This is a genomic window from Streptomyces sp. NBC_00654 (assembly GCF_026341775.1).
GTDB lineage: Bacteria > Actinomycetota > Actinomycetes > Streptomycetales > Streptomycetaceae > Streptomyces.
Genome location: NZ_JAPEOB010000001.1, coordinates 3,106,955 through 3,127,645 on the forward strand (window position 1 = coordinate 3,106,955; position 20,691 = coordinate 3,127,645).

Here is a 20,691-nt window from a genome sequence, read left to right on the forward strand (position 1 = left end):
TGTTGTCGTGGCGGCGGGCATATCCGGGGTGCTGGTGTTCCACTCGGCGACCGGCAGTCCTGCGGGAAGTACCTCAGCGGACGCCAAGCCCGGTCCAGTGAAGCCCGACACCCGCACCGCAGCGCTGCGGGCGGGGATGGCCGCAGCGCAGTTCCCGGCGGTGAGAGTCACCGGGACGGTGGACTTCCGCACCCGTAGTGCTGACAGTGGCCGGTGGTCATCGTGGCTGCGGCTGGACGGTGACAGGGGGCAGGGCGAGAGCAGCGCGGCGGGACCGAGCCGACCTGGGTCAGCACGTCCAACGGGGTGGAAGTGAGGGTCAATTCCGGTGGGAAAACGTCTGCCGGGCTGCCCGCAGGACTGCGCCTGGACCTGGTCAACCCCGGCAAGGGAACCGTGTCCGCCATAGAGCCTGCGGCCTTCAGCATGGAGGAGAGCCAGGCTCCTTCACCGTCGCAGTCGGCGGCACCCGAGCCGGGCATCACCGGGACTCCCGAGCCCTCGGCCAGTGACGAGCTGAGCCCAGCTCCGTCGGTGAGCGGGTCGGCACGCACCACCACGGCGCCGAGCAGCACACCGTCGGGTTCGCCCTCCCCGTCGCTCAGGTGGAGCCCCGCACCGTCCCAGACACCGACGCCCTCTCCGAGCACGACGACGCCCTCGGTGCCGACCCCGACCATCACCTCGCGGGCAGAGTGGGGCGCGGACGAGTCGATCAGCCCAGAGGCTCCCGGGTACCTGCCGGGCGGCGTGGTCAAGGCGGTCGTCGTGCACCACACCGCCGAGACCAACAGCAGTCCCTCCCGGTCAAGCCGGTAGGCGGGACCGAGATCAGCCCCGAAGGCACCCTCGCCCAGACGGGATCCGACTTAGACCGACCGGCAAATGGATCACTTGAGGCGTCGGGTGGTGGGGCGGCCGTCCCAGCGGTAGCGGCTCGTCGAGCGTCGGATGAGCATGCGGAGCGTGACGAGAGTGGCGGCGAGGTAGAGGTAGAAGTCCACGACCTCGCCGCTCCTCTCGGTGCAGCGCCGGAGCTTGCCGTAGTCGTTCGTCCACGAGTGGGTGCGCTCGACCACCCAGCGCTTGCCGGCTTGGATCGGGGCGGGCACTCCCTTGCGGGCGATCTCGGCCGTGAAACCCAACTCGGCTATCAGTAAACGGGACTTGGCGCTGTCGTAGCCGCGGTCGAGGTTGACGTTGACGGTCTCCGGCATCGCGCCGACCTGCGCCTGCGCCGCGTCCAGGGTGGGGCCGAGCAAGGGTGAATCGTGCCGGTTGGCCCCGTCGGAGACGATCCCGAGCGGGACACCACAGGCATCGGAGGCGACGGAGCGTTTCAGCCCCTGCTTGCCCCGGTCCACCGGTGACCGCCCGGCCTTGTCACCGCCGGACGGGGCCTTGGTGATGCAGCCGTCCACCGAGATCTCGCTCAGCCCGAGGCCGATCATGCGGTCGTAGGCCTCGAGTGCGAGGGCATGGACCTTCTCGGATATCCCCAGTTCAGCCCACTGTTTGACGCGGCGTCGGATCGTTCGGTCGGAGCATCCGGCGCCAGCGATCCGCTCGTAGCCGGAGCCGTGGACCAGCGCGAGCACGATGTACTTGAAGACGGTCCGGTCTGGAACCCGTCGCCGGTGACAACCCAGCGGATGGCTCTCGGCGTATTCGTTCCGCACGGGCAGCAGAGAGGCGAATTGGTCCCACAAGGGTTCCAAAAGGCATGATGGGACCGCAGGCACGAGCCCTCCGGGTGATCACTGAGCGTCAAGAACTCCATGATCACTCAGGCTCGTGCCTGCCTTGCGTTCGGGCCCGGCTGGGCAGCCCCGCCCACCATTTGCCGGTCGCTCTTAACCTCCCCGTCATCGCCACCATCGGTGGCATCGCGATCCTCGCCGGTGCCGGAGTCATTTTCGGCCTCAAGCGCCGCCGCCCTAACACCACCTAGACAGCCTGACGCCGCGAAGGGGTGCCTCCCCGACCGCGCAGCGTAATGGGAGGCCCCCATGGACACCACCCGCGTCTCGCGAGCCGTTGCTCCCCAGTGCACCTCCGAGGTTTCACAGCTGGCGCATGACGCCGCCCAAAGCGACGGATGGGGCGGTCAGCTTCGGCTTCGGTCGGCCAGTGACAATCTGCCCCCGGCCGCGCGGACGGCCGGGGGCCTGTGCATGACCGCGGGGTCTTTCGGTGTTTCATGGGCCGGGTCGATTTCCGAGTCCAGGTGCGTGTACTTCCTGCGGCAGGTTGAGCCTTCAGGGCCCGAGGTGTGACGGCGGCTTCCTGCCGTCGCTGCAACCTTGCGCTAGAAGACGGGATCTCCGATGCACCCCGTAAAGGCATGATCACAGGAATGCGCGGCGCGGCCTTGGACCGAAAGACGCGGCAGCTGATCGAGAGCCTTGCACACGGGGGCCGGTATGGAGATCGGCCTGGCCCGCGGTCCGTATGGCGAGGCATCGGCCCTCGAAGCTGACGGCGCCATCCACCCGAACACCGGCAAGATCGAGAAGAAGATCCCCGGTGTGGGCGACTGGCAGGAGCGGTCCACCGCTGACCGCGAGCGAGCGCGAGACGGCCCGGGCGGTGTTTGCGCAGGTGGCTTCCGTCACCGTGGTGGATGGACACATGGTCGGCAAGACCTTGCTGGAACGCGCCCGCCGGATCTCCGCGGTTGCAGGGGCGGCCCGCCACTGGTGGATACCGCATGCTCCGGTGCCACCGCACGGGCGACGAGCTGTCAGCACCTACGACTCAATGCGTTCAACCTCAGTAGCCGGCTGGACAAACCTGGAAGAACTGTGACGACGGCATCACCGCATCCGGCTGTGGGAAATGATGACCGTGCGATCTGCAAGACTGAGCCGGAATTGGCCCCCCCAAACTATCTGGGGTGGGGTCTACGCCGTCGTATCGGGGTGGGGAATGCCGAAGCACCGGTTGTCCAGAAAGAACCGCTACATCGCCTTGGCTGTGACAAGTGCCGTCGTCGTCATAGGTGGTGCTGGGTTCGCAGCGCAGAGCTCGATAGCCGCCCCGGCGTGGCCGACGCAGAAGACCTACACGGGCCGCGCGTTCGACGCTTGTACAGCGCCCTCGCTCACTGCGATGAAGGCCTGGAAGAAGGACGCGTACTACGGCGGAGTCGCGGTCTACGTCGGTGGTAAGAACCGCGGCTGCACGCAGCCCAACCTGACCAAGTCTTGGGTGAAATCGGTCGACACGAGCGGCTGGCGCGTCATCCCCCTCTACGTCGGCGCCCAACCGCCCTGCCAGAAGAGCGCAAACAAGGAGAGGTTCACCGCGGCCTCCGCGGCCTCGGTCGGGGCGAACAACGCCAACGACGCGATCTCCAAAGCCTCAGCGCTCGGCATCAAGGCCGGAAGCCCCATCTACCTCAACATGGAGTCCTACGACACCGCCGACAAGGCCTGCAACGACGCAACCCTCACCTACGTGCGGTCCTTTACTAGAACGCTCCGCGCCAAGACCTACCGCGCTGGCCTCTACGGCTTCAGCAGCTCAAGCGCCAAGGCGATCGCAACCGCCAAGGACCGTACGGACCTACCAGGCAACCTCTGGTACGCCCTGTGGAACGGGCAGGAGACCACCACCAAGGACTGGCCTTGGAACCCGAAGCTGTACACCGACCACAGCCGCGGTCACCAGTACAAGGCCAACAGCAAGGAAACCCGCGGCGGTCACACCATCACCATCGACCGCAACTCCTGGGACGCACCGGTCGCCATCATCGGCTGAGTAGTCGACCGGAAAAGTACGACCCCGCTTCAAAGTCTCGTGACGGTCCGCCGACAGAGCCGGCGGACCGTTTTCATGCCGGGGGCTGAGGATGGGCGGGTCGAGAGCCCGCGGTCAGTCGGCGACCGGTCCACAGCAGCGGCCCCGGCAGTCCGCACGACCGCCGGGGCTGTCTCCGTGAGGGGGTGTGTCCAGTAGAGGGCTGATCCAGTTCTTGTAAGGGGTCAGTGGGCGGCCGGGGTGAGCCGGCCTTCGAAGGCGATCTGAAAGGCATTCAACGGTGCCTTCCAGCGCATGGTCCACCGCTTGCGGCCCTTGCCGGTCGGGTCCAGGCTCATCAGCGCCATGTAGACGCACTTGAGGGCCGCGGCTTCGTTGGGGGAGTGCCCGCGGGCCCGGACGGCCTTGCGGATGCGGGCGTTGACGGACTCGATCGCGTTCGTCGAGCAGATGACCTTGCGGATCTCGACGTCGAAGGAGAGGAAGGGAACGAACTCGGCCCAGGCGTTCTCCCAGAGCCGGATGACCGCCGGGTACTTCTTGCCCCAGGCTTCCTGGAACTCGCTGAACCGCTCGGTCGCGGCGGCCTCGTTCGGTGCCGTGTAGACGGGCTTGAGCACCTTGGCGATCTTGTCCCAGTCCTGGCGGGCCGCATGCCGGAAGCTGTTCCCCGCCCGCAGACACCATCGGACGGCTGATCCTGCGGAGCCCAATGCTGGCCCGGCTACTGCGGGTCGCTGCGGGCCGGGGGCTGGATAACCTGCACGTTCGAGATGCCGCCCTGATTCACGCAGTCTTGAGCGAGGTCGTGAACGTGCCAGTGGTAGTCCAATGGGGGCTCCATCGCGTTCACAGTGGTCTCAACAGGCGTGTAGCGATGCAGCGGGGTTGAGGCGCCGTCATAAGTACGCCCGAAATTATCCGTAGTGAGGATCGTGAGCGGTTCCTGGCCGGCCCATTCGATCCCTACACGAACGTCGTACTCCTCGTTGTCGGTTACTTCCGCAGTGGTGCGGAGGAGTGCCATGACATCCGCGATGGCGCACTCGATGGCGGAGGAGGCGACTTCCCAGCCCTCGAAGTAGGTGTCGTGGCTCTTGCGGTGCCCGCCGACCACAGCGGCGAGGGTGACCGAGCCGTCATGGTGGATGCTCATCCAGGCTTCTTTCCAGGACGAGCGATCGCCTATGGCCATGCTGACGGCAACCCAGCGGCGCAAACCTGGGCGGGGGCTATTCCGGTCGACGTTCTCCAGGGGGTGCACGCCGCCATTCCGCGAGGCGTAGGTCAGAGCCAGGGGCACCGTTTCGGACAGCACATAGCGTGCCATGTCGCGTGTCGTCCGGTCACGGAAGCGCGGGATGCGGGGGTGGGCGACCGCTATCAGCCAGGCGCGCGTGTCGGAGTCCCGTTCAGCGGACGCTTCACTGAACAGTGCGTCCAGCGCCTCGCTCGCGTGTCGGCGTTCCTCGAACCGGGCGCGGTACATGGCTTCGATCTGCCGTTCCTTCATCCACACGGTGTCGGAGTCATTCCGGATGGGCGCGCCGAAGTAGTCGTTCCTGTAGATCAGGTGGGGTCCATCGATGCTTGCGGGGACTTCCACGGCGATGGCCCGCTTGCCGCCACCTTCGAGACGGTGCACGTTCAGGCCGAACACGGGCGGGGAGATGGCGGTGATTGCGGCGCTGCGCAGCGTCCGTTCGTAGGTCTCATCGAACTCGCCGGCGTCGACGCGCCCGGTCGCTGCCTTCTGCGACTCTTCCACGCCGTAGACGATCAGGCCACCGCCGCTGTTCGCTATCGCTGCGACGTCCTTGGGGAAGTCTGTTTGCGTCAGCCCCTTCGCCGGAGGCAGCTTGCCTTTCCAATCCAGGTCGTTTGCCTCCGTCGTACCAGCAGCAACGGCCGCGTCGAGGAGATCGTCGGTCAGTGGGCCTGGTGTCGCTCCGACGGCGCGATGGAGTGCTGTGAAGCTCATGCGCCTGAGTGTAGGCATCGAGCGCGTACAGCAGCCGTCAGCCCGGCCTCGTCGCGTCCCCGCACAGGCGTGCATCCTCGCCGTCGCGTCCTGCCGAGGGGTGACAAACGTCCCTTTCGCCGCCTCCGGTGCGCCACTCTGGAAGGAGGCGGCCAGCGCCGTCGCCCAACCCGACGCGGTCGCTACCCAGTTGCTGGCGATCACCGAGGTACTCGCCCCCCTTGACCCGTACACCGAACGGAGCATGCGCGCCCACCACGCGCACGCCGCGAAGGCCCCGGACGTCCAGGTGGAGCCGGGCACGGAGTTCTGGGGGTGGGGCGGGCGCACCCTGGATGCCCCGACCTGTACCTATACTTCAATCTATGACCCCGTTTAGTAAGGGTGCGTCATACGAGCGCATCAGCAAGGCGGATGATGGCGACGAAGACGGTGTCATCCGTCAAGGCGAGGACACCGCAGAGTTGGCCGAACGGCGCGGAATCCCCCTGCAGGGGCGCCGCTTCCGGGACAACGACAAGTCGGCCACCCACGGCAAGCACCGCCCCCAGTACGAGCTGCTCATGGCTGCCGCACAGCGCGACGAAGTCGACGTCATCATCGTCTACATGCTCGGCCGGCTCTGGAGGAACCGGCGCGAACGGGCCGAGGGAATTGAGATTCTCCGCAAGCACGAGGTGTCCGTGCTGTGCGTCAAGGGACCCGAGCTAGATCTCACGACGGCCGCTGGCCGCCTCCTCGCCGGCCTTCTCGGCGAGGTCGACACGTTCGAGGTCGAGCAGATGTCGGAGCGGGAGCAGCGGGAGATGCGCCAGCGCGTCGAGCGCGGCCTGCCGCCGAGCGGGCCGCGTTGCTTCGGTTACACCGCAGACGGCACGGAACTCGTCGAAGACGAGGCCGCCGAGGTCAAGGACTGCTTTCACGCTCTGCTCGCCGGAGCGCCCCTCTCCGGCATGGCCGCCGGACTCAACGGGCGGGGCATCCTCAACCGCAACGGCAAACCCTGGTCATACAACGCCATCCGCGGCGTACTCCTGAACGAGCGCTACGCAGGGCTGCGTCAGTACCGCGGCGAGCTGCACCCGGGGAAGTGGCCGGTCATCGTGGACGAGGCCATATGGCGGGAGGCGAAGCACGTCCTTGAGGACGAGAGCCGGGCGACGAGCCCGGGACCGGGAAGGCGGTGGCTGCTGTCAGGGATCGCCCGGTGCGGTGTCTGCGACGACGGGACGACCGTAACGTCCGGGTCGCGGGGCGGCCCGAAAGGCACGCGGGGCATCACGACGCCGCTGTACCGGTGCCGGACGACAAAGCACCTGGCGCGCGGTACGGAACCGATCGACCTCACCGTCGAGGAGTACGTGATCCGGCGCTTGTCGCGCCCCGACGCCGTCGATCTCCTCGTCGACGAGAGCGCACCGGGGACGGAGGAGCTGCGGGCGAAGGCCGTTGCCCTGCGGTCCCGGATCAGCTCCCTGACCGACGAGTTCGCGGATGACGACGATGCGGACGCCGCCGAATTCAAGGCCGCTACCCGTAGGATCAAGGCCCGGCTGGCTGACGTCGAGACGCAGATGGCGCACCCGCAGCGGTCGCGCATCCTGGTGGACATCGTGACCGCCGAAGATCCCACCAAGGCCTGGAAGGATCTGACGCTGGACCGGCAGCGCGCGGTCGTCGTAACGCTGGCCACGGTAACGCTCCTGCCCGGCCGTCCGGGCAGGGCGCCGTTCGATCCGCGATCGGTACGGATCGAGCCGCTCCCGGGGATGGGCTGACCCCGCCGGCGACGCCGACGTATCTGCGGGTGGGAGGGCCGGTCACCCGGCCTTCCCGCGATATGATGCGCCGTCAGAACAGCGGCTCAGGTGCGACTTCCGAGAAGCATCCTCCGCGGTCATCTGTAGCGAGAACCCCGGGGGCGACCGGCGGCCCCCCCAGTCGACGAAGAGCACGACGACACAGGCGGCCAACGCTGACCTGAGCGTCCACACGGAGGCGCCGCGGTGAGCATCACGGGAGCCGCAGGGGCTGTCCGGGGCTCGCGGGGCGATGGTCCGTGGGCTGGTTCGGCACCGGCCCGTACAGGCCGGTGCAGGACTGCCTCGACGGCGTCTTGGGCGACTGACGTGTTCCCGAAGTGGCTGCTGCTGGTGCGTCGTTACAGGCGCTTCGCTGTGCGGTCGCGCAGCAGCAGCCACTGACTCGCGTCGGCGCCGCCTGAGCGCGCAGTCGGTTCACGCAGCAGCACGGTGTAAGCCGTCCTCTCCGCCTCGCTCGGGGCGGCATGCTGGCCTGGCGCCTCCGGAGCCGGGAATGACTTTGTCATGACTTTCCAGGCCCTGTCCGCTTTCGGAGTGCTGAGCATCGGCCCTCCCGGGCTCAATAGGGTCATGCAGTGAAGTACAAGCAGGCATGGGTGCAGCCCCGGTACGGGTTCACCGTCCATTCGAACGGCATCCGGGATGCCCCGGGCACCCGGTTCACGATCGAACGGGCCCGGATCTCATGAAAGGTGATCCCCCTGAATTCGGGGGTGTCGAACGTGCGCGTGGTCACCGCGTCCGCGGCGAAGAGCGCGCTGTTCCCGGTCATCGTGCCGTTCTCGACCAGATTGTCCCAGCGCATGGACGCCTCCTCGGTAGAGCTGGGCACAGAATAGAACACTTGTTCCCTTGATCGTGCGGGGCGGCACGCGGACCCCGATTTTGAGGGGCCGCACCCGAGGTGGTTGGCTCAGCTCACCCCCCGAACAACCGAGTGCTGGAGGAACAGCCATGGCGCAGGTCGAGGCCACGACAGAGCGGATCATCGCGGCGGACGCAGAGACGGTGTTCGATGCGCTGGCCGACTACCAGGAGGTCCGGGGCAAGGTGCTGACCGGCCACTTCAGCGAGTACGAGGTGCGCGAGGGCGGCGACGGCGAGGGCACCCTCGTCCACTGGAAGCTCCAGGCCACCAGCAAGCGGGTCCGCGACTGTCTGCTGGAGGTCTCCGAGCCGACCGACGGGCAGCTCATCGAGAAGGACCGCAACTCCTCCATGGTCACCACCTGGACCGTCACCCCGGCCGGTGAGGGCACGTCCCGGGCCGTCGTCTCGACCGTCTGGAACGGCGCGGGCGGCATCGGCGGATTCTTCGAGAAGACCTTCGCGCCCAAGGGCCTCGGCCGCATCTACGACGAACTGCTCCAGAACCTCGCCAACGAGGTCGAGAAGTAGGCACCGACGCGGCCCGGCCGGCACCACGTCCGGCCCGGCCGCACGCTCGACGGCCGGCCTCACCGGAACGGGTGGTCTTCCGGGGTGGCCGGTCGCGCGCCGTAGTGGCTCCGACCGGCGCATAAGCCCTCTGTACGCGCCGTACGCGCCCCTGCCCGCGTTTGCCCCGCCCCGCCGCGCGGTGCGAGAAATGGGCGGCGCAGGTGCGACGAGGGGAGCGTTACGTGGTGGGCGGGGTCACGCTGACAAAGGACGGGCCGGGCGACACGGCGGGGGACCACGGCACCGGGACCGTGGCCCTGCCCGCGGCGTCACCACCCGTACGCGGCCCGGCCGGTGCCGCCGGGGCCCCGGCCGGAGAGCTCGGCCCGCGCCGGGTCCGGCTGATCTTCCTCGGGCTGATGCTCACCCTGCTGCTCGCGGCGCTCGACCAGATGATCGTCGCCACCGCCCTGCCGAGGATTGTCGGTGAGCTGCAAGGCCTGGAGAAGATGTCGTGGGCGGTCACCGCCTATCTGCTCGCCTCCACCATCGGCCTCCCGATCTACGGAAAGCTCGGCGACCTCTTCGGCCGCAAGGGCGTCTTCCAGTTCGCCATCGTCGTCTTCGTCATCGGCTCCGCACTGGCCGGCTGGTCCCGCACCATGGACGAGCTGATCGCCTTCCGCGCCGTCCAGGGCATCGGCGGCGGCGGACTCATGATCGGCGTCCAGGCGATCATCGCGGATGTCGTCCCGCCCCGGGAACGGGGCCGCTACATGGGCCTCATCGGCGCCGTCTTCGGCCTCGCCTCGGTCGCGGGCCCGCTGCTCGGCGGTTTCTTCACCGACCACGCCTCCTGGCGCTGGTGCTTCTACATCAACGTGCCGTTCGGTCTGGTCACCCTCGCCGTCATCGCCGTCGTGCTGAAGCTCCCCAAGCCCGCCGTCCGCCCCCGCCTCGATGTGCTCGGCGCACTGCTGCTCGCCGCCGCCTCCACCTTCCTGGTCCTGCTCACCAGCTGGGGCGGGACCGAGTACGCCTGGGGCTCGCGCACCATCCTGGGCCTCGCGGCGGGCGCCGCGGGAACGGCCCTGCTCTTCATCGCCGTCGAGCACCGTGCCGCCGAACCCATCATCCCGCTGCGGCTGTTCCGGGACTCGATCTTCAACATCACCGGCCTGGTGGGCGCCGTCGTGGGCGTCGCGCTCTTCGGGGCCGCCAGCTATCTGCCGACGTACCTCCAGATGGTCGACGGGGCCTCCGCCACCGAGTCCGGGCTGCTGATGCTGCCGATGATGGGCGGGATCGTCGCGGCGTCGGTCGCTTCCGGGCACCTGATCTCCAGGACCGGCCGCTACCGGATGCACCCGCTCGTCGGCAGCGGTGTGTCCGCCGTCGGCATGTGGCTGCTCTCGCGGCTGGAGCCCGGCACCTCCCGGCTGGAGTGCGGCCTCGGACAGGCCGTCCTCGGGCTCGGGATCGGAATGGTCATGCCCGTCCTCGTGCTCGCCGTGCAGAACTCCGTACGGCCCGCCGACCTGGGCACCGCCACCAGTGCCAACAACTACTTCCGGCAGATCGGCGGCAGTGTCGGCGCCGCCGTCTTCGGGACCCTGTTCGCCGGGCGGCTCGCCGACGCCCTCGCCGTGCGCCTGCCGTCCGGCGCGGACCTCCCCGACCCCGAGTCGATCACCCCGCAGCTCGTCCACGCGATGGAGCCCGCGCTGCGCGACGCCTACATCCGCGCGTACGCCGACGCGATGCCGCGCGTCTTCCTCTACCTCGTGCCGGTGCTCGTGCTCGGCCTGTTCCTCGCCTTCTTCCTCAAGGAGAAACCGTTGGTGTCCCCTCACAGCCCCGAAGCGGCCGCCGAGCCCTCGCCGATCCCCGCCGCCCGTACCAACTCCGCCCCGCCGTCCGTCGGTTACCTGTCCGGCGTGCCCGTCTGCGGGAACGTCCAGCACCCCGACGGAACCAAGGTCCCCCGGGCGGCCCTGACCCTGATCGACGTCCAGGGGCAGCAGGTGGGACGCGGCGCGAGCGGTGACGACGGCCGGTACGCGCTGAGCGTCCCGGGCGCCGGCTCCTATGTGCTGATCGCCGCCGCGGGCGGTCACCAGCCGCAGGCCGTCAGTGTCACGGTGGGCGAACGGCCCGTCGAGCTCGATGTGGTGCTCGGCGGCGCCGGACGGCTCGCCGGTACGGTCGTCACGGCCGACGGGACGCCGGTGCGGGACGCCGCGGTGACCCTCACCGACGTACGCGGCGAAGTCGTGTCGACCACCCGCAGCGGCCGGGAGGGCGGCTATGTGATCACGGAGCTGGTGGCCGGTGAGTACACCCTCGCCGCCAGCGCCCCGGCCTTCCGGCCCGCCGCGCTGCCGGTCAGTGTGCAGGCCGCCAGGGAGACCCGTCAGGACATCGAACTGGCCGGCGGCGCGGTCCTGCGCGGGATCGTCCGGGCGAGCGGCGGCAGGCCGGTCGAGGACGCCCGGGTCACCCTCCTCGACGCGGCGGGCAATGTGGTGGACACCCTCACCACGGGGCCGGACGGTGCGTTCCGGTTCGTCGATCTGTCGTCCGGCGAGTACACCGTGATCGCCGCGGGCTATCCGCCGGTGGCGACCGTGCTCCAGGTCGCGGGCGGCGGGCGCACCGAGCGTGATCTCCAGCTCGGGCACGAGGACTGACTCCGGCCCCCGCCCCGGGAACCCGCCCCGGTCGCCCCGCCCGCGGTCCGATACGGTGCCGTGCGCGGGGCGCACACGGCGCGCAGGGAGCGCGTAAGGATCGAACGCGCGGTAAAGGAATGCGCCGGTTGCTTGTCGCTGCAACCGGGGCGCGATAAACCGTCCCTGACAACGAGTCATGACAGTTGTGCGGACGCCCTGGGGAGCAGGCCATGAGTGTGACGAGCCGGTACAAACGTGCCTGGGAGAGTTTCTGGAGCGAAGCCTCCGATGATCCCGGTGCCGTCTTCTGGGACGCCGAACCCGCTCTGACATCGGGGCTCCACCTCGCGCTCTTCGAGCCTCACCTGATGGCGGCGGACCTTCCCCTGGTGGACCTGGGCTGCGGAAACGGCACTCAGACGTTCTTCCTCGCCGAACGGCTGCCCGGGGTCACCGGAGTGGACCTCTCCGCGGCGGCGCTCGCCCACGCCCGGCGCCGCGACCCGCTCGGCGCGGTTCCCTTCCGTGAACTCGACGCGGCGGACCCGGAGGCCGTGCGCCGCCTCCACGGCGAACTGGGCGACACCCATGTCTATATGCGCAGCGTGCTCCATCAGTGCGACCCCGCCGACCGGCAGCCGCTGATCGACTCCATCGCGACCCTGGTGGGGGAGCGGGGCCGGGCCTTCGTCATCGAACTGGCCGAGGCCGCGGGTGCCGAACTGTCGGTGCTCGCACAGGGACCCGCCGGGCCGCCGCCGAAGCTCCGTCCGGTCCTCACGCACGGCATCGCCGCAGGCCGGGTCCGGGACGCGGCCGTGCCCCAGTACTTCCGCGAGGCGGGGCTCTCCGTCCTCGCCGAGGGCGAACTGCCCCTGCTGACCACGGAGTACGTGGCCGACGGCACCCGTATCGAGCTGCCCTCCAACTGGCTGGTCGTCGGCCGGAGGGCCTGACGTCCACACGGGCGGGTGCGGCCGGGACAATGCCGTGATGAGCAACAATCAAGTCGTTCTCGGCTGCGGTCTTCCCTTTGAACAGCGCGTCGGGCAGGCCGTCGGGGTATGGATACGCGAGGGCCGCGACCACGGCCATCTGCTGACCGGCAAGGCGTTCTTCGCGGTGTACTCCTGGTACTTCCGCCACCGGACCGGCCTCGACATCGCACAGGCGGAATTCGTCACCGCCTCGTACAGGTTCAACGGAGGCAGCGACGGCTGGAACGCCATGCTGCGGCTGCGGACCACATGCGAGAGCTGCCAGGACACCTTCCGGCTGGAGAACATCGGCGTGTGCACCGGATGCATGCGGTACACCTGCTATGCCTGCGGCGCCCACGGGTCCTGTGCCGGCGAGATCGTCTGACCGGGCTCACCGGGACCGAAGCACCACATCCCCGCCCACGCCCCCGCCCACGCCCCCGTCCGGGGCTCCCCGGCCGGGGGACCGGCTCGCCGCGCCACTCCAATGGGCTGACCGCGGCGGCGAACGCGATGCCGAGCCGCCCCCCCGGCCACCCCGTCCCCCGCATCCGCCGGAGGGACCTTCAGCGGACTCGACCTGTGGAGGTGCGGAACCCCCTGGCCCGGGAGTACGCGGGCGCGTACGGTGTGGCGGCATGAAGATCCTCATCAGCGCCGACATGGAGGGCGCCACCGGAGTGACCTGGCCGGCCGATGTGCTGCCCGGGACTCCGCAGTGGGAGCGCTGCCGCTCGATGTTCACCTCCGACGTGAACGCCGCGGCCCTCGGGTTCTACGACGGCGGCGCCGACGACGTGCTGATCAACGAGGCGCACTGGTCCATGCGCAACCTGCTGCTGGAGCACCTCGACGACCGCGTCCAGATGCTCACCGGCAGGCACAAGTCCCTCTCCATGGTGGAGGGCATCCAGCACGGCGACGTCGACGCCATCGCCTTCGTCGGCTACCACACGGGGGCCGGCGCGGAGGGGGTGCTCGCCCACACCTATCTGGCGAACTCCATCACCGGGGTCTGGCTGAACGGGGTCCGCGCCAGTGAGGGCCTGCTCAACGCCCATGTCGCCGCCGAGTACGGCGTCCCGGTCGTCCTCGTCACCGGCGACGACCTCACCTGTGCGGACGCCGAGGGCTACGCCCCCGAGGCCCGCAAGGTCGCCGTCAAGGACTACGTCTCGCGGTACGCGGCGGTGTGCCGCACCCCGGCCCGTACCGCCGCCGACATCCGGGCCGCTGCCCGGGAGGCCACCGCGCTCGCCGTCCGGCACGAGCCGGTGACGGGTGGCTCCTTCACGGTGGAGCTGGAGTTCGACGCCGAGCATCTGGCGGCCGCGGCGACCGTCGTCCCCGGCGTGGCGCCGAGCGGCGAGAGGCGCGTCGCCTACACCAGCGCGACGATGTACGAAGGCATCCGCACGTTCAAGGCGGTGACCACCATCGTGTCGTCCGCCGTGGAGGAACAATATGGCTGAGACCCGCGACCTGCTCGGACCGGTGGACGACCGGGCACTCGACGAAGTGGTGACGTTCACCTCCGAACTCATCCGGATCGACACCACCAACCACGGTGACGGCAGCTGCCGGGAGCGCCCGGCAGCCGAGTACGTCGCGGAGCGGCTGGCGGACACCGGCCTGGAGCCCGCCCTGCTGGAGCGCACCCGGGGACGCACCAACGTGGTCGCCCGGATCGAGGGCACCGACCCGTCCGCCGACGCCCTCCTCGTGCACGGACATCTGGACGTGGTGCCGGCCGAAGCGGCCGACTGGACCGTGGATCCCTTCTCCGGGGAGGTGAGCGACGGTGTCGTGTGGGGGCGCGGCGCGGTCGACATGAAGAACATGGACGCGATGGTGCTCGCCGTCGTCCGCGGCTGGGCGCGCGCCGGTGTCCGGCCCCGCCGCGACATCGTCATCGCGTACACCGCGGACGAGGAGGCCAGCGCCGACGACGGCTCCGGATTCCTCGCCGATCGGCACCCGGGGCTCTTCGAGGGCTGCACGGAGGGCATCAGCGAATCGGGCGCCTTCACCTTCCACGCCGGGGACGGTCTCTCGCTGTACCCGATCGCCGCGGGCGAACGCGGCACCGGCTGGCTGAAGCTGACCGCCGAGGGCCGGGCGGGCCACGGCTCCAAGGTCAACCGGGACAACGCCGTCACCACCCTGGCCGACGCCGTCGCCCGCATCGGCCGGCACGAGTGGCCGGTGCGGCTCACCCCGACCGTGCGCGCCGCCCTCACCGAGATCGCCGCACTCCACGGCTTCGACGTGGATCTGGACGCCCCCGGCTTCGACGTGGACGAACTGCTGGCCAAGCTGGGCCCGGCCGCCGAACTCGTCGCGCCGACCGTCCGCAACAGCAGCAACCCGACGATGCTGGACGCCGGATACAAGGTCAATGTGATCCCCCGCCGGGCCACCGCCCTCATCGACGGCCGCATCGTGCCGGGCTGCGAGGACGAGTTCCGCGAGACCATGGACCGGCTGACCGGGCCCGCCGTCCAGTGGGAGTTCCACCACCGGGAGGTCGCGCTCCAGGCCCCCGTCGACTCACCCACGTACGCCAAACTGCGCGCCGCCGTCGAGCACTTCGACCCGGACGGGCACGCCGTCCCGTACTGCATGTCGGGCGGGACGGACGCCAAGCAGTTCTCCCGCCTCGGCATCACCGGCTACGGCTTCTCACCGCTGAAGCTGCCCGTCGGCTTCGACTACCAGGCGCTGTTCCACGGCGTCGACGAGCGCGTGCCCGTGGACGCCCTGCACTTCGGCGTCCGCGTCCTCGACCGCTATCTGCGCACCGCCTGATCCGACCGGGGGGACAGCCCAACGTGACCACAGAACAGAACGCGTCCACGGAACAGAACGCCTCCACGGAACAGAACGCCTCCACGGCCGCATACGGAACCTGGCCGTCGCCGATCGACGCGGCACTCGCCGCCTCGCACGACGGACGCCCGGAGTACGTCGGAACCGTCGGTGAGGAGGTGTGGTGGACCGAGCCGCGCCCGGCCGAGGGCGGCAGGCGCGCCCTGGTGCGCCGCCGCGCGGACGGCGGCACCGAGGCCGTGCTGCCCGCGCCCTGGAACGCCCGCAGCCGGGTCATCGAGTACGGCGGACAGCCGTGGGCCGGGGCCCCGCGCGCCGAGGGCGGCCCGCTCGTCGTCTTCGTCCACTTCGCCGACCAGCGGCTGTACGCCTACGCCCCCGACGGCCCGGACGAACCCCGGCCGCTCACTCCCGTCTCGGACACCGGCGGCGGCTTGCGCTGGGTGGACCCGGAACTGCGCCTGGAACAGGGCGGACAGGGCGAAGTCTGGTGTGTCCTGGAGGAGTTCACCGGCGAGGCGCCGACCGATGTGCGCCGGGTCATCGCCGCCGTTCCGCTGGACGGCTCGGCCGCCGACGACCGCTCCGCCGTACGGGAACTCTCCGACGACCGGCACCGGTTCGTCACCGGCCCGCGGCTCTCGCACGACGGGCGACGGGCCGCCTGGATCGCCTGGGACCACCCTCGGATGCCGTGGGACGGGACGACGGTGATGCTGGCCGAGGTCACCGAGGAGGGCACCTTCACCGGCGTACGCCCGCTCGTCGGCGACATCGACGAGTCGGTCTGCCAGATCGAGTGGGACCGGGACGGCACGCTGCTCTTCGTCTCGGACCTCGGCGACTGGTGGGAGCTCCAGCGCATCCGGCCGGACGCCGTGGCGGGCGGGGCCGTCCCGGCCAGCCGGCTCTGCTCCGGCCGGGGCGAGGAGTTCGGCGGGCCGCTGTGGAAGATCGGGCTGCGCTGGTTCCGGCCGCTGGACAACGGGCTGATCGCCGTCATCCACGGCCGGGGCACCACCCGGCTCGGCGTGCTCGACCCGGAGACCGGGGAACTCGCCGACGTGGCGGGACCCTGGACGGCCTGGGCCGACACGCTCGCCGTACGGGGCAGCAGGGTCATCGGCGTCGCCGCGAGCCCGCGCAGCGGGGCCGAGGTGGTGGAGCTGGACACCGCGACCGGACACACCCTGACCATCGGCGCACCCCACCGCGACGCGGTCGATCCCGCGTACTACCCCGACCCGCGCGAGCGCACCTTCACCGGCCCCGACGGCCGCGAGATCCACGCCCATGTCTACCCGCCGCACAGTCCCGTCCGCACCGGCCCCGACGGCGAACTCCCTCCGTATGTGGTCTGGGCGCACGGTGGCCCGACCGGACACGCCCCGCTCGTGCTCGACCTGGAGATCGCCTACTTCACCTCGCGCGGCATCGGGGTCGCCGAGGTCAACTACGGGGGCTCCACCGGCTACGGCCGCCGCTACCGCGAGCGGCTGCGCGGGCAGTGGGGCGTCGTCGACGTCGAGGACTGCGCCGCGGTCGCCGAGGCGCTGGCGGCCGGGGACGAGGCCGACCGGGACCGGCTCGCGATCCGGGGCGGCAGCGCGGGGGGCTGGACGGCGGCGGCCTCACTGACGGCCACCGGCCTGTACGCCTGCGGGGCCATCAGCTACCCCATCCTCGACCTCGCGGGCTGGGCCACCGACGAGACCCATGACTTCGAGTCGCAGTACCTGGAGTCGCTCGTCGGCCCGTTCGCCGAAGTGCCGGAGCGCTACCGCGAGCGTTCCCCGATCTACCGCACCGACCGCCTCACCACACCGTTCCTGCTGCTCCAGGGGCTCGACGACGTGATCTGCCCGCCCGCCCAGTGCGAGCGCTTCCTCGCGGCGGTCGCGGGGCGCGGCATCGCGCACGCGTACCTCGCGTTCGAGGGCGAGAGCCATGGCTTCAGGCGCGCGGACACCATGATCCGCGCACTGGAGGCCGAACTCTCCCTGTACGCCCAGACGTTCGGCATCGACCGTCCCGACGTACCGCCGCTGGAGCTGAGGAAGTGACCCGGCGACCGCCGGCCTCCACCGCCGCGCCCGGCCCCGGAGCCCCGTTGGAACCTCTCGCCCGGCCCGCGCGGCTGCGGCCGGGAGCCCGGGTCGCCGTGGTGGCCCCCAGCGGTCCGGTGCCCGCCGACCGGCTGGAGGTGGGCCTCGACCTGCTGCGCGGCTGGGACCTGGAGCCGGTGGTCGCACCCCATGTGCTCGACGTCCACCCGGAGTTGAACTACCTCGCGGGTACCGACGAGCACCGTGCCGCCGACTTCCAGAACGCCTGGTGCGATCCGTCCGTCGACGCCGTGCTGTGCGCCCGTGGGGGATACGGGGCGCACCGCATGGTCGATCTGCTGGACTGGCGCGCGATCCGGGCGGCCGGGCCGAAGGTGTTCGTCGGCTACAGCGACATCACCGTGCTCCATGAGGCGTTCGCGCTGAGGGCGGGGTTCGCGACGCTGCACGGCCCGATGGCCGCCACCGAGGTCTTCCTGAAGGACGCGGCCACCCAGGAGCACCTGCGCGCCACGCTGTTCGCGCCCGAGACCGTGCGCACGCTGGGTCTGGACACGGCGGGCGCCCTGGTACCGGGCCGCGCCCGGGGCATCCTCCACGGCGGCTGCGTCAGCATGCTCGCCGCCGACCTGGGCACCCCGCGGGCCAGGGCGTCGGCCCGGGGCGGGCTGCTGGTCATCGAGGACATCACGGAGGATCCGTACCGGCTCGACGGCATCCTCACCCGGCTGCTCCGGGCCGGGGCGCTCGACGGGATCTCCGGTGTGGTGTGCGGCTCCTGGCAGGACTGCGGGCCCTACGACCGGGTGCGGGCGGTCCTCGCCGACCGGCTCGGGGGCCTCGGCATACCCGTGGTGGAGGAGCTGGGCTTCGGGCACTCGCCGACGGCTCTGACCATTCCGCTGGGCGTCCCCGCGGTGCTGGACGCCCCGGCGGGCGGCGGCCGTTGCACGCTGACGGCCGAGGTCCCGGCCCTGGTCTGAGCCTTCGGCGCGGGACGTCCGTACCGGCGTCGGCGTCCAGCCGCGGCACCGGGGCGCCGACGCCGGATCCGGCCCCCGCTCCGGCCTCCGTTCCGGCCTCCGTTCCGGCCTCCGTTCCGGCCTCCGTTCCGGCCCCCGCTCCGGCCCCCGTTCCTGTCTCCGCTTCCTTCTCCGAAGTCGCCCGCGTTCCTGCCGCGAGGCCGGCCCACCCGCTCGTCTTCGCATCGGCGGTCCTGTCCTGTGTGCAGAAGGTGAACATCCGTCAAGAAACGTTGCCTTGTGCGTTGACACGGCTATGACGCCTGTCACACCATGAGCGCGGCCCAATACTTACCGGTCGGTAAGGTGTCCTCGGCGTGGAGGTCTACGTGTCAGGTGCTGTCTCCGGATTCCGCAAGCCGCTCGTCGCCGTCGCGGGGGCGGCCCTCGCCGCACCGCTCGCCCTCGCCGGGCCCGCCCACGCCGACGCCGGCCGGTACACCGTCACCCCACTGAAGTTCACCGTCCAGGCGGGCGGGCGCTCCTGCACCGTCGACGCCGACCTCTACCGGCCCGCCGGGGTCGACGCCACCCATCCGGCCCCCGCCGTGCTCGCCACCAACGGCTTCGGCGGCAGCAAGTCGGACGGCTCGACGGATGTGATCGGCAAGGCGTTCGCCGGGCGCGGCTATGTGAGCCTCGTCTACTCCGGCCTCGGCTTCGGCAAGTCCGGCTGCCTGATCACCCTGGACGACCCCGCCGTGGACGGCCGCGCGGCGAGCGGGCTCATCGACTTCCTCGCCGGGACCCGCGCGGCGGACGACGGCACCCGGGCGGACTACATCACCAAGGACGGTACGGGCGACCCGCGCGTCGGCATGATCGGCGGTTCGTACGGCGGCGCCATCCAGCTGGCCACGGCCTCCGTCGACCGCCGGGTGGACGCGCTCGTCCCGCTGATCACCTGGAACGACCTCGGCTACGCCCTCGCGCCGAACAACACCGGGGCGACCACCGGGGTCTCCTCCGACACTCCCGGTGTCTTCAAGTGGCAGTGGACCAACGGGTTCTATCTGATGGGCGAGGGGCAGACCATCCTCAACCCGAGCCTCGATCCCTCCCGGTTCGGCAGTCTCGACTGTCTGCACTTCGCCGCCCGCGCCTGCGAGACCATCCGACTGCTCAACTCCGGCCGCTACCCCGCCGACCGGGCCGCCGCGATGCTCGCCTACGCGCGCAGCGTCTCCCCCGTCTCCTACCTGAGCCGGGTCGAGGCGCCCACCCTGCTGGTCCAGGGCCAGGCCGACAGCCTCTTCAACCTGAACGAGGCCACCGCCACGTACAAGACGCTCAAGGCGCGGGGCACCACGGCGAAGATGATCTGGCAGGCCTGGGGCCACAGTGGCGGCCAGGCTCCCGGCGAACTCGACCTGGGCCAGGGGAATCTGGAGACGAGCTACGTGGGACAGCGGGTCCTCGCCTGGTTCGACCGCTACCTCCAGAAGCGGACGGACACCGACACCGGCCCCGACTTCGCCTACTACCGCGACTGGCAGAGCGGCTACGGCACCGCGGCCGGAGTGCCCTCCCTGTCACGGAAGATGTATCTCTCCGGCGACGGCAAACTCGTCGACAACACGTCCAAGGTGATCCGCGGCAGTCGCCAGTACTCCAACTGGCCGGTGCCGACCAGCCATTCCGAGAACTCGCTCGCCGGTCTCATCGGCCTGCCCGACCCGGAGCCGTACGACACCAAGGGCACCTACCTCGGCTGGACCAGCGCCCCACTGACCGCGCCCCTCGATGTCGTCGGTGCCCCGAAAGCCACCCTGAAGGTCGTCTCGCCGAAGACGGAACGCGTCCAGAACAGCGGTGACGCGGCCGACAAGCTCGTACTGTTCGCCAAGGTGTACGACGTGGCCCCCGACGGCAGCAGGAAGCTCGTCAACCGGCTGGTCTCGCCGGTCCGGGTGCCGGACGTCACGCTGCCCTTCACCGTGGAGCTGCCGGGCATCGTCCACCGGTACGAGGCGGGGCACCGGCTCGAATTCGTGATCGCGGCCAGCGACACCGCGTACTTCGGCAACCGCGGCATCAAGCCCGTCACCGTCGTCAGCGCGCCCGAGGACACGGGAACGCTGGAACTCCCGGTGGTGCCCGCCGGCTGACCGGCCGCGCGTCACTCGAACGGACGCGCAGCGACCGCCCCCGGACCGAGGATGGAGACATCCTTGGA

15 protein-coding genes and 2 pseudogenes are annotated in these 20,691 nt (G+C 70.2%); 13 read left to right on the plus strand and 4 right to left on the minus strand.

Features of this window, described 5'->3' with window-relative positions; translation table 11 throughout:
* Positions 1-312 precede the first annotated feature (312 nt).
* Positions 313-819 (plus strand): hypothetical protein, encoded by a 507-nt coding sequence (locus OHA98_RS13315; RefSeq protein WP_266925489.1) that lies wholly within the window; start codon positions 313-315, stop codon positions 817-819.
* Positions 820-890: 71 nt separating this feature from the next.
* Here OHA98_RS13315 and OHA98_RS13320 read toward each other — a convergent pair whose 3' ends face one another.
* Positions 891-1,742, minus strand: coding sequence for an IS5 family transposase (locus OHA98_RS13320; RefSeq protein ID WP_266925491.1), 852 nt, complete (start codon positions 1,740-1,742; stop codon positions 891-893).
* A gap of 1,186 nt (positions 1,743-2,928) precedes the next feature.
* Between OHA98_RS13320 and OHA98_RS13325 the strand changes: the two genes are divergently transcribed.
* Positions 2,929-3,762, plus strand: a complete 834-nt coding sequence (locus tag OHA98_RS13325; protein ID WP_266925493.1) for a glycoside hydrolase domain-containing protein — start codon at positions 2,929-2,931, stop codon at positions 3,760-3,762.
* Positions 3,763-3,986: 224 nt separating this feature from the next.
* Here OHA98_RS13325 and OHA98_RS13330 read toward each other — a convergent pair.
* Both OHA98_RS13330 and OHA98_RS13335 read right to left on the minus strand, forming a co-directional pair.
* A pseudogene (locus OHA98_RS13330) lies at positions 3,987-4,442 on the minus strand (transposase); the annotation flags it as partial.
* Positions 4,443-4,486: 44 nt separating this feature from the next.
* Entirely contained in the window at positions 4,487-5,743 is a 1,257-nt protein-coding gene (locus OHA98_RS13335) for a helix-turn-helix domain-containing protein (RefSeq protein WP_266925495.1), read from the minus strand.
* A 100-nt stretch (positions 5,744-5,843) separates the two neighbouring features.
* Here OHA98_RS13335 and OHA98_RS13340 point away from each other — a divergent pair, with 100 nt between their 5' ends.
* Positions 5,844-6,122 carry a hypothetical protein gene (locus OHA98_RS13340; protein ID WP_266925497.1) on the plus strand — a complete coding sequence of 93 codons (279 nt, stop codon included), beginning with the start codon at positions 5,844-5,846 and terminating at the stop codon, positions 6,120-6,122.
* Entirely contained in the window at positions 6,109-7,521 is a 1,413-nt protein-coding gene (locus tag OHA98_RS13345; RefSeq protein ID WP_266925499.1) for a recombinase family protein, read from the plus strand. The genes OHA98_RS13340 and OHA98_RS13345 overlap by 14 nt, the downstream gene beginning before the upstream one ends.
* A 625-nt stretch (positions 7,522-8,146) precedes the next feature.
* Here the strand turns inward: OHA98_RS13345 and OHA98_RS13350 are convergent.
* Positions 8,147-8,371, minus strand: a pseudogene (locus tag OHA98_RS13350) (radical SAM protein); the annotation flags it as partial.
* 149 nt (positions 8,372-8,520) lie between these two features.
* Between OHA98_RS13350 and OHA98_RS13355 the strand changes: the two are divergent.
* The 9 genes from OHA98_RS13355 (at position 8,521) to OHA98_RS13395 (ending at position 20,623) form a co-directional block, all read left to right on the plus strand.
* Positions 8,521-8,964, plus strand: a complete 444-nt coding sequence (locus OHA98_RS13355; RefSeq protein ID WP_266925501.1) for an SRPBCC family protein — start codon at positions 8,521-8,523, stop codon at positions 8,962-8,964.
* Positions 8,965-9,188: 224 nt separating this feature from the next.
* Positions 9,189-11,636 (plus strand): MFS transporter, encoded by a 2,448-nt coding sequence (locus tag OHA98_RS13360; protein WP_266925503.1) that lies wholly within the window; start codon positions 9,189-9,191, stop codon positions 11,634-11,636.
* Between the two features lie 212 nt (positions 11,637-11,848).
* Positions 11,849-12,574 carry a class I SAM-dependent methyltransferase gene (locus tag OHA98_RS13365; protein ID WP_266925505.1) on the plus strand — a complete coding sequence of 242 codons (726 nt, stop codon included), beginning with the start codon at positions 11,849-11,851 and terminating at the stop codon, positions 12,572-12,574.
* 37 nt (positions 12,575-12,611) lie between these two features.
* Positions 12,612-12,983 carry a hypothetical protein gene (locus OHA98_RS13370; RefSeq protein WP_266925507.1) on the plus strand — a complete coding sequence of 124 codons (372 nt, stop codon included), beginning with the start codon at positions 12,612-12,614 and terminating at the stop codon, positions 12,981-12,983.
* Positions 12,984-13,236: 253 nt separating this feature from the next.
* Positions 13,237-14,070 carry a M55 family metallopeptidase gene (locus tag OHA98_RS13375; RefSeq protein ID WP_266925509.1) on the plus strand — a complete coding sequence of 278 codons (834 nt, stop codon included), beginning with the start codon at positions 13,237-13,239 and terminating at the stop codon, positions 14,068-14,070.
* Positions 14,063-15,406 (plus strand): M20/M25/M40 family metallo-hydrolase, encoded by a 1,344-nt coding sequence (locus OHA98_RS13380; RefSeq protein WP_266925511.1) that lies wholly within the window; start codon positions 14,063-14,065, stop codon positions 15,404-15,406. Before OHA98_RS13375 ends, OHA98_RS13380 begins: the two co-directional genes overlap by 8 nt.
* A 113-nt stretch (positions 15,407-15,519) precedes the next feature.
* On the plus strand, positions 15,520-17,490 hold the full coding sequence (locus OHA98_RS13385) for a prolyl oligopeptidase family serine peptidase (RefSeq protein ID WP_266927906.1): 1,971 nt from the start codon (positions 15,520-15,522) through the stop codon (positions 17,488-17,490).
* Positions 17,491-17,537: 47 nt separating this feature from the next.
* Complete coding sequence (locus tag OHA98_RS13390; protein ID WP_266927907.1) at positions 17,538-18,476, plus strand: LD-carboxypeptidase; 939 nt, start codon at positions 17,538-17,540, stop codon at positions 18,474-18,476.
* A 356-nt stretch (positions 18,477-18,832) separates the two neighbouring features.
* Positions 18,833-20,623, plus strand: coding sequence for a CocE/NonD family hydrolase (locus OHA98_RS13395; protein WP_266925513.1), 1,791 nt, complete (start codon positions 18,833-18,835; stop codon positions 20,621-20,623).
* Positions 20,624-20,691: the final 68 nt, after the last annotated feature.